We start from the raw sequence: 13,365 nt of genomic DNA, 5'->3' as shown, positions 1-13,365 counted from the left end.
ATTGATTTGTAGTTGATTTATAACTATTACTAAACAATTTTCGAGCAATTTTGTGTAAAAACTCATTTTTATAACTTTAAATCTCTCCAAATTCTATTAGCAAGCATTTTTTTACGATGAAAATATTGAATAATTTAGTGCTTTGATTAGAATCTGTTCATGAAGATTGAGTAGTTTGTTCTAATATTTTTTTAATTTTAGAAGAGTTGATAGAAAAATCAATATACAAAAAAGCACCTAAAAAAATCAATAATTGATTCTCTAAGTGGTTAATCACACTTGATTTAGGTGTTTTGTAAGGAAAAGACGTATCTTTTCCTGTTCAATAGGAATTATATGAAATAAATGAATAACTATTTTTAGAAAAGGCATGCTTTTTCCTACAAATTTCAGAATTTTATTTTTTTATACAAAAACCTTCGTTTTTAGATGTGATTAACCTAGCATATATACTCATTTTCATAGAGACTCTAAAAAACACTTATCTTTGTATAAATTTTATACAGATTGCAAAATCTGCAAGAATTTTTCTTTTTAATAATTGCAATTCACAAAAAAAGGATTTACCTTTGCAATTCTATTCAAAAGAGTAAAGAACTGAAAATGAGCCTTCTCAGCAAATTAAATTCAGATAAATAAATCTGTAATTCAATATTCTTAATTATTATTATAGATAAGAGTTTGAGTAATTGCTAGATAAATAACTTTTTAGATACGATGCAACTTCTTAAAAGCTGTTTTTCTACTATTAATTTGCATTCATTTTCTATAAAAACTCTCTCTCTTTTATTAACAAAAATACAACTCGTATTTCATTTATATTTACAACTTAGAAAAACAAAAACCATATTAATATAAATATTTTTTGTTTTACTATAAATTTTATTCATTATGGCACGAGTGTGTGACATCACTGGCAAAAAAACGCAAACAGGAAACAATGTTTCTCATGCGAACAACAAAACTAAACGTTGTTTTTATCCAAACTTGCAGAAAAAACGTTTTTATATCGCTGAAGAAGATCGTTTCGTTACTTTGAAAGTTTCTACTTCTGCAATCCGTACTATCAGTAAAAACGGAATCCTTCCTACAATGCGTAAAGCAGTAGCAAAAGGACATTTGCACAAAAGTTTTTTAAAGCCTGCTCAAGAAGCATAGGCTCAACAATTTGATTTGCTTATTTTTTTAATATTTTATTAAAAAAAAACAAAATTGTAAAAATTAAGGGTAAATAGTCCTAATTTTTAAGCAAAATTTGTTTTAAGCATCTTAATTTAGAATATAACTTTACATCTCTACTTTTGAAATTTCATCTAATTTTTATTTTGAAAACTTCAGAAGTTAATTTATTATTATCATGGCTAAGAAAGGCAACCGAGTACAAGTGATTTTGGAATGTATGGAACACAAAACGTCTGGCGTTCCTGGTACTTCTCGTTATATCACTACAAAAAATCGTAAAAACGTAACTGAGCGTTTGGAGTTGAAAAAATACAACCCAATCCTTAAAAAACATACGATGCACAGAGAGATTAAGTAATTTTTATTATCTTATCTTTCATTAATTTTAATCATATTAGATAGTCAAGCTATTTAGTATTCACTCATTTAAGTTTAACTATTATGGCTAAGAAAGTAGTAGCAACCCTGAAAAAAGAAGGTACTCAAAAATACGCTAAAGTAATCCGTACTATTCGTTCGGAAAAAACTGGAGCTTATACATTCAAGGAAGAAATCGTTCCTGAACAAATGGTACAAGAAGTATTAAACCGTAAAAGCTAAATGTTATTCTTTATAATTTAATAATTATAAAATAGCTTTTCAGTTTATCAATACTTCAATAGTCCCTACAATGGTATTTCTCAAAGCAAAAGACTAAAAAGTCCCGTTACAGAAATGTTTTTTAGGGGCTTTTTTTCATTTTCTTTACTTTACTAAAGTTTTGTTAAAATACTTTTCTATTCTTATCACTTTCTAAGCCAAGAGTATGGAAAGTCTGAATACAAATCTGTATTTTTGTATTTCAATACTAAATCAAAACTTTTAGTATTTTGGTTTTAACTCACTTCTTCTCCACCTATTTCGAACAACAGTATGTCTATTTTCAAGAAATTTTTTACCAAAGAACAAAAACAAACTCTAGACAAAGGTCTTGAAAAATCAAAATCTAACTTTTTTGATAAAATTGGAAAAGCCATTGCAGGCAAATCAAAAGTCGATGACGATGTTTTGGACGAACTTGAAAATATTTTAGTTGCTTCTGACGTAGGTGTTGAAACGACTATCAAAATTATCAATCGTATCGAAAAGCGTGTTGCTGAAGATAAATATACTACTACAGGTGAGCTAGATAAAATTTTGAGAGAAGAAATAGCTGCTCTTTTAGCAGAAAATAATTCTTCTGATGTAGAAAATTATGACCTTCCAAGTAATATAAAACCTTATGTTTTGTTAGTTGTGGGAGTAAATGGAGTAGGAAAAACCACCACTATCGGAAAACTGGCTGCCAAATATAAAGCATCTGGCAAAAAAGTATTACTAGGTGCTGCTGATACATTTCGTGCTGCTGCTGTTGATCAGCTTATCGAATGGGGACGTAGAATAGATGTTCCTGTTATTTCAAAAGGAATGAATGTCCATCCTGCGACTGTCGCTTATGAAACTGTAGAAGAGGGAATTAGACAAGGTGTAGATATTGTAATCATTGATACGGCTGGACGTTTACATACAAAGGTAAATTTGATGAACGAATTAGGAAAAGTTCACAAAGTAATTGATAAACATATTCCAGATGCACCACACGAAGTTATGTTAGTTTTGGATGGAAGTACAGGACAAAATGCCTTTCTACAAGCACAGGAGTTTACCAAAGCTACTAAAGTAACTTCACTTGCCATCACAAAATTGGATGGAACAGCAAAGGGAGGTGTAGTAATCGGAATTTCTGACCAATTCAAAATTCCTGTAAAATATATTGGTGTAGGTGAAAAAGTAGAAGATTTGCAGATTTTTAATAAAAAAGAATTTGTAGAGTCATTCTTTACAAGAAGTTAAGGAATAAATTTCTCATAAGAACTTGACAGTCAAAAATAAGCATTGAAAGACCTTGTAAAGATTTTTTTTAAATGATTTATCTAACTTTTTTCAAAAAAATGAATAAAAAAACCTTTTCTAAATAGAAAAGGTATTTTTTGTCCACTTACTTACTTTACTTACTACTTAAACTGTTCAGAAAATCAAATGACTTGGTCATCTTTGAAAAGAAAGTATAAAAATTATCAGTTGCTAAAAATTTGTTCTTTATTTCAGAACACTAACTAACGACTTTCTTTCTAGATTTTCTTAGGATTTTAGTTTGCTATGATTTTAGTATGAAATCAAAACAAACACTCACAAAAAATAAGATTTTGATAAAAATAGTGTAGCTACTAAAAGAAACTACAAACAAAAATCTTGATGAGTAAATATTTAAAATGTCTTTTTTACATCTTTTTGTAAAACTTATTTACTATAATTCAATCTGTTTGCCAACTCAGATTAATTATACTATTTTTTTAATAACTTTTCTAAAAAACTATCAAAACTACCTTATTTGATAATCTAAGGTTGTTTTTAGGTGAAAATTATTTTTTTATTTTTTATTTTAATTCTATTTTTATGGTTACTTTCTTTTCAAAATGAAAGGGTTGTTTTTTCATTGTGAAAATTATGTAGAATCAATCTAATTAATTAATTCTTTGACCGTTTTTAATACTTATCTCATGTCTGTGAAATTGATTTAGAAATAGCTCTTTTATAGCAAAATCAAATTATACCTAAAAATTATGTTGGTACTTTAACTTAATAGACTTTAAAACGTAAATTTTATTATATTAGCGGTCATTTTATCCTTACTTTATGATTGATTTACCTAACTTACGTAAAAAAGAAAAGCCTTTTATGGCTCTTACTAGCTTGACTATCAAAGAGTTTGATGAGTTATTAGCTACTTTTTCTCCACTTTGGGAAAAACATTATATGTATTATGACCTCAAAGGAAAGGCTAGAAATAAGCCCACCTTCCGAGAACACGCAAAAATACAACTAAAAGGTAGTGAAATGAAACTTTTTTTTATCCTTTACTACTTGAAAAACAACCCTTTACAGGAATCTTTAGCTCTTACTTTTGATGTTTCTCAAGGAAAAGTTAATCAATGGATTAACAGCCTTCTTCCCATTTTAAAAGAAAGTTTAAGAAAAATTAATGTATTGCCTGCAAGAAATGAATCGGAATGGACAATAAAACTTGCAGATCGTGTTGAAGAAGCAGGTAAAGCCTTAGAGTTATGGGTAGATGGAAGCGAACGTGAAATTCCTCGTCCCTCCGATTACAAAGCTCAAAAAGAAGTATATAGTGGAAAAAAAAAAGCACACTATAAAAAATACTTTAGTTACAGATAAACATCAAGAGGTAGTTTTTTTAGGAGATACAGAAACAGGAAAAGTACACGATAAACGTTTATTAGAAGAAGATGATATTACCTTTCCTGAGGGAACTATTCTTCATCAAGATACTGGTTATCAAGGTCATAGACCTAAAGGTGTCCTTATTGAGCAACCCAAAAAAAAGCCTAGAGGAAAAGAATTATCGGAGCAGGACAAGGCTGAAAATAGTAAAAAGTCTAGTCGTAGAGTACGTGCAGAACACAGCATAGCAGGAGTAAAAAGACTTAGAATTGTCTTAGATGAAATCCGATTGTGGGGAGAAGAGGTAAGAGACCAAGTCATGGAAATTGCGTGTGGTATTCATAATTTAAGGGTAAAGACAAGAATAACCTATCAAAAATTATCGTAATAAAGTCTAATAAATAAAGTCAGTTTCGTAGAACAACCAATAATTTGAATAGAAATGTATTCACAAAAATTTTATTTTTAGACATAGAATAGAAAAAAACAATGTAGATAAAAAAAGTACTCTTTATTTTGAAAATAAAGAGTACTTCGTCTTTTAATTAAAAAATACTAAAATTACAAATCCTGCGCTCCCACAATAAATTCAGAAAGGTCTAAAACCTTGATTTCTTTTTCTTTATTAAAGTGTTTGATTCCATCTCCCATCATTGTCATGCAAAAAGGACAACCCACAGCTACATAATCTGGACGAGCTGCGACAGCTTCTTCTGCACGTTCGATATTGACTTCTTTTTTGCCCTTTTCAGCATCTTTAAACATTTGCGCTCCACCTGCACCACAACAAAGCCCTTTAGACTTACAACGCTTCATTTCTACAAGTTCGGCATCTAGTTTTTCCAAAACTTCACGAGGAGCTTCATAAATATCATTAGCACGACCCAAATAACAAGAATCGTGATACGTAATTCGTTTTCCTTTAAACTCTCCTCCTCCAAATTTTACTTTACCTTCGTTGATTAGCTTTTGAAGATACTGAGAATGATGAATAACATCATAGTTTCCACCCAATTCTGGGTATTCATTTTTCAAAGTATTGAAACAATGAGGACAAGCCGTAACAATGTTTTTGATATTGTAATTATTCAACACTTCAATATTCATGGCTGCTTGCATCTGAAATGTAAACTCATCACCAGCACGACGAGCAGGGTCGCCAGTACAGCTTTCCTCCGTTCCTAAAACAGCAAAATTGATATTGGCTTTATTCAGAATACGAATCATTGCACGAGTAACAGCTTTATAACGGTCGTCATACGAACCTGCACAGCCTACCCAAAATAATATTTCTGGAGATTTTCCTTCAGCAGTCATTTCTGCCATTGTAGGAATTTTTAATGTTTCTTCGCTCATATATTTTTATGTTTTTTTAGACCCTAAGGGTTTTAAAAACCCTTAGGGTCTTGATTAAATCTTTATTTTTAGAAACTATTGTCAAAGTCAGATTACTGACTATTGACAAAGTTTTAATTTTACTAGAAATTGCATTAACTGATTACTGGTAACTACTTACTGGTTACTGTTTTTCAATTCATCAGCCCATTTAAAACGCTCTGTTGGCGCAAACGCCCAAGGCGCACCATTATTTCCTACATTTGTAAGCATTGCTTTCCACGCATCAGGAACATCAGCTTCTTCCATGGCTACATAACGACGCATTTCTAAAATTGGCTCTAATGGATTAATATTTACAGGACAAGCATCTACACACGCATTACACGAAGTACATGCCATCAGTTCTTCTTTGCTTACATAATCGCCATACAACATTTTGTCATCTGGTTTGTAATACTCGCCCATTTCATCCATACGTTGTCCAATTTCATCAGCACGCTGACGAACATTCATGACAATCTTACGAGGAGATAATTTTTTACCTGTCATATTTGCAGGACAAACATCTGTACAACGTCCACATTGTGTACATGTATAAGCATCTAAAATATTTCTCCATGTCAAATCAGTAACATCTTTTGCTCCGAATGAAGGAATTTCGTCTTCCATACCTGCATCTGCTGCTGGTTCTTCCATTCCCATTGTAATTTTGACTTCTTTAGTAATAGAAGGCATATTATTCATTTCTCCAGCAGGTTTCAAACGAGTAAAGTAAACATTTGGGAAAGCAAGGAAAATATGAAGGTGCTTTGAGTAAGTTACATAAACAGCAAAACCCATAATTCCGATAATATGAAACCACCAAGCAGCACGTTCTAACAAGACAAGTTGAGTTGTTGTAAGTCCATCATAAAGTGGAATAAGTACTTGACTTACCAAGAAACGTAGAGGCGTATCAAAAACTTTATAATGTGCAGTGTCTCCCAAAGGGAAGCCTTCTTTTGCTAAATTATACGCTTGTTCTTGTAGGATTGAATCTGTTGCATTCATTGTAAATAGAAAAAACATCAATACAATCTCAAAAATAAGAATAAGATTAGCATCAAGATGCGCCCAGCCTTTCATTTCAGGTTTATCAAAACGCTCTACTTTAATTATGTTTCTACGAATCAAGAAAATAACACAAGTTACCAAAACACCTAATGCCATTAGCTCAAAAAAGCCAACTAAAATTTGATAAATGGTCGCTCCAAATAAAGGAGAAAAAATACGGTGATGCCCTGTAATGCCATCAATGACAATTTCTAAGATTTCGATATTAATCAAAAGAAAACCTGCATAAATGACAAAGTGCATCAATCCTATAGTTGGACGTGCAAACATTTTTTTCTGTCCGAAGGCAATCAAAATCATCAAACGTAAACGTTCGGCAGGATTATGTTCCCCTTTCCAAGACTTACCTAATTCGATATTGCGTCGAATATATTTATAACGACTGAAAATTATGCCTGCTGTAACCAAAAGGGCTGCAACGAAGAACATAATTTGAAAAATGGAAGTAAAAATTTCGAGTTGTTGCATAAAAAAAGGGCTATATAATGAATATCTAATTTAATGTGTAGTTATTGTCTTAATTTCTTGTTCTAATTTTTGTTTAAAAACTGAATTCTAAACACTAGAATAAATCTGACAGCTTTCCTAAGAAATGAAATATAAAGAATTGTAAAGACAATAAATAGAGCGAAACAACAAATTTAGTCGGTTTGCATAACAAATTTGCAAAGAAAGTCCTGATTTTGATAATTTAAAGATAGAATTGATGGGATTTTAAGGTAATTTAGAATGATTCTATTTTTCTGTAATCTTCAAAGCTCCATAAAAAAACATTTAGTTTGGTGTAAAAAATCAATACAAAAAATGATTTTACTGACTATAAAGATATTCTATTTTTGAAAGATTTATTTTTAGGTAGAATTGTTTAACTTTGTCTTTCGATTCCCTGTAATCATTCAACTAAAAAATTACCCTACTATGTCTTGGTTTCATCGAAAAAGCAAAAATATTACTACGCCTACAAACGAAAAGCGTGATTCTCCAAATATGTGGTTCAAAACACCAAGTGGAACAATTATTCTCAAAAAGGAATTGAGAGAAAATAATTGGGTTTGTCCAGATGACAATTATCACTTAACTATCACTCCAACACAATATTTTGAGATTTTATTTGATGAGGGTAATTACACAGAGATAAATACAAATCTTACTCCTCTAAACCCTCTAAGTTTCAAGGATACCAAAACGTATGAACAACGTATCAATGAAGCCAATGCAAAATCAGGCGTAAATGAAGCGGCCCAAAGTGCGTATGGCAAAATGAATGGAATTGATTTTATGGTAACAGCCATGAATTTTAAATACATTGGAGGCTCTATGGGTGCAGTCGTAGGAGAAAAAATTGCTCGTGCTGCTGATTATTGCCTTGAAAACCGAATTCCTTTACTTGTCATTTCACAATCAGGTGGTGCACGTATGATGGAGGCAGGTTTTTCACTTATGCAAATGGCAAAAACTTCAGCTAAATTAGCTCTACTTTCAGAAGCCAAAATTCCTTATATTTCTCTTCTTACCAATCCAACAACAGGAGGAGTAACAGCAAGTTTTGCTATGTTAGGAGATTTTAATATTGCTGAACCCAATTCACTTATTGGTTTTGCTGGTCCTAGAGTAATTCGTGAAACTATCGGAAAAGACCTTCCTAAAGGGTTTCAAACAGCAGAATTTGTACAAGAACATGGATTTTTAGATTTCATTGTTGATAGAAGAGAATTAAAATCTAAATTGACTTCACTCTTAAAAATGATTTGGATAAACCCTTCCAAAAATTAACTAAAATAAGGTGAGACAAACTATTTTTTTTAAATAAAAAAAATAGTAGTTGTTGGTGTTCTTATCCAAAGACAAAATACCTATCATACTTTTTGCACTACACCCATATTTAACACTTAATTCTTATCTAAGAAGAAATTCCTACCCAACTATATGCAATTAATAGACGGAAAAAATACAGCCGAACTTCTCAAAAAAGAACTTGCTATTGAAGTAGCAGCACGCAAAGAAAAAGGATTCAAAACACCTCATCTTGCAGCTATTTTAGTAGGCGAAGACGGAGCTAGTCAGACTTATGTAGCTAATAAAGTTAAATCATGCGAACAAATTGGTTTTGCTTCTACTCTCAAAAATCTTCCTGCTACCATTACAGAAGAGGAATTATTGAAAATTGTAGAAGATTTTAATCAAAATGATGATATTGATGGTTTTATTGTTCAACTTCCTCTACCTAATCATATTGATGCTGATAAAATAACATTAGCTATTTTACCAGAAAAAGATGTCGATGGTTTTCATCCTTCTAATATTGGTAAAATGGTTTTGGGTTTGCCTTGTTATTTGCCTGCAACACCTTTCGGAATCGTAAAACTGTTAGAACAATATAATATAGAAACTTCTGGAAAACATGCTGTTGTTATTGGTAGAAGTAATATTGTAGGTTCGCCAATGAGTATTTTGTTAGCTCGTAACGAAAAAATAGGAAACTGTACCGTTACACTGACACATAGCAGAACCAAAAATTTAAAAGAAATTTCACTACAAGCAGATATTATCATTGCAGCCATCGGAAAACCTGAATTTGTAACAGCAGATATGGTAAAAGAAGGTGCAATCGTTATTGATGTAGGAACTACACGAGTTCCAGATGCAAGCAAAAAATCGGGTTTTGCACTCAAAGGAGATGTAAAATTTGATGAAGTAGCTCCTAAATGTTCGTTTATTACACCTGTTCCAGGAGGAGTAGGACCAATGACCGTAACAGCTCTTTTATTTAATACGCTTCAAGCATCTAAACAAAGTCAGAATTCAAAAATTAGAATTTAGAAGTAAATTACAATTCAATTATTATTTCTCATTCTGGCTTTCAATTCTAATTTCTAAAATCTCAATTCTAAATTTATATAAAATGGAATACCAAAAACCTGACCCTAACAAAAAACCTGTTCAAAAGACAGAAAAGATAGAAATTGTACAAAATCCTGCTTTTGCCTTCGAAAAAATCAATTATATCATGATGATTGCTGGTGTAATTATTATTACTCTCGGTTTTACAATTATGGCAATGGAAGATGCTCAACACGGCTTCGGATTTTTGGGACTTACACTAGGTCCTATTGTTACTTTTGCTGGTTTTATGTTCGAAATTTTTGCTATTCTTTATAAAAAGAAAAAGTAAATGTATCATTTATTGCTTGTTGGTGTCGCTGTGCTAAAACACCAACAAGGGCAGAAGATTTTTAAAACACAGAGTTCACAGAGAAATGAAGTTTTTTTTTTCAAATACATTTTACAAAAATACTTCGTAATTTTATTTTTAGGTTTATTTCTCTGTTTTTCTTGTCAAAATTCTAATACAGAAAATCCTCATTCTGATAAAAAAGAAATTAACTCCAAACCTATCAAATTGCTTTTTGGTGGAGATATTTTATTAGACAGAGGAGTGAGAGTGGAAATAGAAAAAAAGGGAGTTGTTGCACTCTTCGATAATTTGAAGCCTATTTTTGATGAATATCAGTCTAATAATGATTCTGAAAATAATTTTATTCTAGCCAATTTAGAATGTCCACTTACTAATGAAAGTTCGCCTATCCCAAAGCGTTTTAGTTTTCGTGCGCCGAGTTCTTATGCTGATTCTCTCAAAAAAGTAGGTTTTACACATCTGTTTTTAGCTAATAATCACACCAACGACCACCACAGAAAAGGACTTTCAAATACTTTTAATGCTTTAAAAAAAGCTGGAATTATAGGAATTGGATATGGAGAAACACATTCTGAAAGTTGTGAGCCTATTTTTATAGAAAAAGGAAGTAATAAAGAAAAAACTAAAATTGCTATTTTTTCTGTCGTCAGAGTTCCTTTAGAAAATTGGTACAGAATGGAAGAAAAGCCTTCTATTTGTCAGTTGGGAACACAAGAATTAGTAGAAAAAGTAAAACAATTAAAGCAAAAAGAACCTCAAACTATCATCATAATTTCACTGCATTGGGGAACAGAATATAAATTTTCACCTAGAGCAGAACAACGAAAAGAAGCACATTTGCTCACTCTAGCAGGTGCAGATGCCATTATCGGACATCATCCACACGTAACTCAAAGCATAGAATTTGTAAACGAAAAACCTGTATTTTATAGTTTGGGTAATTTTGTTTTTGACCAAGAAGGAGAATTTAGAGATAGATGTATTTTATTAGAATTTGAAATTCAAAGTAAAAAGATAAATCGTATTTTAGTTTATCCATTAGAAATAAAAAACTGTGTTCCTCAATTTTTCTCAGATTCAGAAAAAGATTCTGTTGAAAAAGCTATCTTTGAAAATCAATTACAAAATCTATCTAAAAGTGTTCGTTTTGAATATATAAAAAAAGATTCATCACATCTTAGCAGTCTTTTGATTCAAAAAAAATAGACTTTTGGGATTTTATAAGCTATAATTTATCTAATTTCATAAATAGTATCATAATGAGAAATTTATTCGTTTTATTATTAGTTTTTTCTTTTCAAAATTGTTTTGCTCAAATCAAATCCTCTGAACAAGCTAGAGAAATACAAAAGCAAGTAGATAGTTTGGTAAAAATCAAAGAATATGATAAAATAATTACGCTCTATGAAAGTCTCTTGACAAAAGTAGATATTATAGATACAGGTATCTATTATGAAATTGCTTTCATTTATTATACTAAAAATGATTTTGAGAAAACGCTAATTAATTTGGATAAATCATTAAGTTTATCAAAGAAAACCATACGTAAAAAATTATTATCTGATATTCACTTTCTTTATTCTCGTACATATTCAAAGCAAGGAAACCATAAGAAAGCAATAAAAGAATTAAAAAAAAGTCTAAAGTATAATGATAAGCTTCTTGAAGCTCAAGCTACACTCACCTATGAGTACCTGCGAGTAAAAAAATACAAAAAAGCGATTAAAGAAGCTGAAAAAACGATTAAACTAGATACTAAAGAGCCTTATGCATACAATAATGCAGGACTTGCTTTGATTAAATTGAAAAAATATGAAGAAGGACGAAAAATGATTATGACTTCTTTAGAATTAGACCCAACTAATCCGTATGCTTACAAACATTTAGCTTACTATTATATTGCTATCAAGGATTTAGATAAAGCCTGCAAAGCCTTAAACAAAGCTGATGAGTTGGGCTATAAAGACTTTGGTAATGAAGCTGACCAAAATGAAGTAGAAGAACTAATTAAAAAACATTGTAAATAGAATTTTATAAAAAAATAATGGCTCTTCCGACTTTTTAGCGATTATATGAATTTGACTATCATTCTCAATCTAAAATTTTGAAAGTTTCTAAACCCATACCCACTCCTTTTGAGGGTCTTAATTTTATTATTAATTCCCTCTACTATTCCGTTAGAATATCTATCTTTGAAGAAATTAATAATATCATTTTTCCAAGAATTAAACGTATTTATAAATCTATTTAGAGCCTTATGATTTATTTTTTGAGCTTCTTCTATCCATTGGTCTAGTAGTTTTTTAGCTTCTTGTTTACTCAAATCAGTATTAAATATATTTTGTAATTCCACTTTCATAAAATACACCTGTCTAAGCGTTGAGCTAAACCTAAACGCTTTAAGTAAAACTCGTCTTTCTTTATAAGTAAGGTCTTTCCATGCCTTGTATAAAAGCCATTTTATTTGCTTGAAATGAACGTTTTTATCATCTTTTCGTCGTAATTCTTTACGAATGCTATCTAGCACTTTATTACAATGCTGAAAAAAATGAAAGCGATCTATTACTACATCAGCGTTAGGAAATACTTCTTTTGCTGTATTTGAAAATCCCTCCCACATATCACAAGAAAATACTTCTATACTAGTACAAAAAACTTCGCCTTTGGATAAAAAATAGGCTTTTAAATACTCTTTATTACGGTATTCTAAAATATCCCAAACTTGACCTGTATCTAAATCTACTAAAACAACAGCATATTCCTTTTTTCCTTTTTTGTAAGCAAATTCATCAATACCTAAACGTCGAGGAAAATAATCTAGGTGTTTTTTTATCTCACGTTTACTATAGGTTTTAAAAATACCATCTAAAACATCCCAAAGTATGTTTTCTCGGATAGCTACTTCTTTGAAACTGCTATCTTTCAAACATAAATAAAGATATTTTTCCAAACGATGAGTTTGATTTTTTTGCTTAGAAACAAAACTAAAAACTTCTTGAAAGTAACGAGTACAATCTTGACAATGAAATTGACGAGAAGTTAAGTGTAAATAAACCTCTTTGTCTAAAATATTTCGGTCACGAACAATACGTTCTGAAGTAGAAGTCACTTTATTGCACTTTTTCAAGCAATTAGGACAAATAGAATCGGCTAAATTACTTTCTCCATAAATAGTTAAGCGAAGTGGAGAAGATTCTATTTTCGTTACTGAAAAATCTGAAAAACCTAATAAAATTGCTATTGTGTTAGTATCCATAGAAAGGCTAAATTAA

14 protein-coding genes are annotated in these 13,365 nt (G+C 30.7%); 11 read left to right on the top strand and 3 right to left on the bottom strand.

Translation table 11 applies throughout. The features are described 5' to 3' along the window. Positions 1-891 precede the first annotated feature (891 nt). The 6 genes from rpmB (at position 892) to ACE193_RS12760 (ending at position 4,834) form a co-directional block, all read left to right on the top strand. Positions 892-1,158 (top strand): 50S ribosomal protein L28, encoded by a 267-nt coding sequence (gene rpmB, locus ACE193_RS12785; RefSeq protein WP_338793717.1) that lies wholly within the window; start codon positions 892-894, stop codon positions 1,156-1,158. A 199-nt stretch (positions 1,159-1,357) separates the two neighbouring features. Then, positions 1,358-1,540, top strand: a complete 183-nt coding sequence (gene rpmG, locus ACE193_RS12780) for a 50S ribosomal protein L33 (RefSeq protein WP_338760108.1) — start codon at positions 1,358-1,360, stop codon at positions 1,538-1,540. An 83-nt stretch (positions 1,541-1,623) separates the two neighbouring features. Continuing rightward, a complete protein-coding gene (locus ACE193_RS12775) occupies positions 1,624-1,782 on the top strand; it encodes a DUF4295 domain-containing protein (protein WP_338793718.1) in 159 nt (52 codons plus the stop codon). A 312-nt stretch (positions 1,783-2,094) separates the two neighbouring features. Continuing rightward, a complete protein-coding gene (ftsY, locus tag ACE193_RS12770; RefSeq protein ID WP_375558621.1) occupies positions 2,095-3,054 on the top strand; it encodes a signal recognition particle-docking protein FtsY in 960 nt (319 codons plus the stop codon). Positions 3,055-3,897: 843 nt separating this feature from the next. Then, complete coding sequence (locus ACE193_RS12765) at positions 3,898-4,440, top strand: transposase family protein (RefSeq protein ID WP_375558620.1); 543 nt, start codon at positions 3,898-3,900, stop codon at positions 4,438-4,440. Beyond that, positions 4,394-4,834 carry a transposase family protein gene (locus ACE193_RS12760; RefSeq protein WP_375558619.1) on the top strand — a complete coding sequence of 147 codons (441 nt, stop codon included), beginning with the start codon at positions 4,394-4,396 and terminating at the stop codon, positions 4,832-4,834. Before ACE193_RS12765 ends, ACE193_RS12760 begins: the two co-directional genes overlap by 47 nt. A gap of 173 nt (positions 4,835-5,007) precedes the next feature. On the opposite strand, the gene ACE193_RS12755 is transcribed toward ACE193_RS12760, so the two are convergent. Further along, entirely contained in the window at positions 5,008-5,802 is a 795-nt protein-coding gene (locus ACE193_RS12755; protein WP_375558618.1) for a (Fe-S)-binding protein, read from the bottom strand. A 156-nt stretch (positions 5,803-5,958) separates the two neighbouring features. Beyond that, positions 5,959-7,365, bottom strand: a complete 1,407-nt coding sequence (locus tag ACE193_RS12750; protein WP_375558617.1) for a 4Fe-4S dicluster domain-containing protein — start codon at positions 7,363-7,365, stop codon at positions 5,959-5,961. A 450-nt stretch (positions 7,366-7,815) separates the two neighbouring features. Between ACE193_RS12750 and accD the strand changes: the two genes are divergently transcribed. The 5 genes from accD to ACE193_RS12725 all read left to right on the top strand — a co-directional run bounded on the left by accD (position 7,816) and on the right by ACE193_RS12725 (position 12,120). Next, complete coding sequence (accD, locus tag ACE193_RS12745) at positions 7,816-8,670, top strand: acetyl-CoA carboxylase, carboxyltransferase subunit beta (protein WP_375558616.1); 855 nt, start codon at positions 7,816-7,818, stop codon at positions 8,668-8,670. 153 nt (positions 8,671-8,823) lie between these two features. Further along, positions 8,824-9,717 (top strand): bifunctional 5,10-methylenetetrahydrofolate dehydrogenase/5,10-methenyltetrahydrofolate cyclohydrolase, encoded by an 894-nt coding sequence (locus tag ACE193_RS12740; RefSeq protein ID WP_375558615.1) that lies wholly within the window; start codon positions 8,824-8,826, stop codon positions 9,715-9,717. A gap of 82 nt (positions 9,718-9,799) precedes the next feature. Beyond that, the gene (locus ACE193_RS12735; RefSeq protein WP_375558614.1) at positions 9,800-10,069 is read left to right on the top strand and encodes a DUF3098 domain-containing protein; all 270 of its coding nucleotides are present in this window, start codon (positions 9,800-9,802) and stop codon (positions 10,067-10,069) included. Then, positions 10,070-11,299 carry a CapA family protein gene (locus ACE193_RS12730; RefSeq protein ID WP_375558613.1) on the top strand — a complete coding sequence of 410 codons (1,230 nt, stop codon included), beginning with the start codon at positions 10,070-10,072 and terminating at the stop codon, positions 11,297-11,299. A 53-nt stretch (positions 11,300-11,352) separates the two neighbouring features. Continuing rightward, positions 11,353-12,120, top strand: a complete 768-nt coding sequence (locus ACE193_RS12725; RefSeq protein ID WP_375558612.1) for a tetratricopeptide repeat protein — start codon at positions 11,353-11,355, stop codon at positions 12,118-12,120. Positions 12,121-12,161: 41 nt separating this feature from the next. Here ACE193_RS12725 and ACE193_RS12720 read toward each other — a convergent pair whose 3' ends face one another. Further along, positions 12,162-13,349 (bottom strand): ISL3 family transposase, encoded by a 1,188-nt coding sequence (locus tag ACE193_RS12720; RefSeq protein WP_375558606.1) that lies wholly within the window; start codon positions 13,347-13,349, stop codon positions 12,162-12,164. Between the last annotated feature and the right edge of the window lie 16 nt (positions 13,350-13,365).

This window comes from Bernardetia aquimarina (assembly GCF_042180575.1).
Lineage (GTDB): Bacteria > Bacteroidota > Bacteroidia > Cytophagales > Bernardetiaceae > Bernardetia.
Note: the sequence above shows the minus strand (reverse complement) of the source record. Positions and strands in the feature narration are given on the sequence as shown.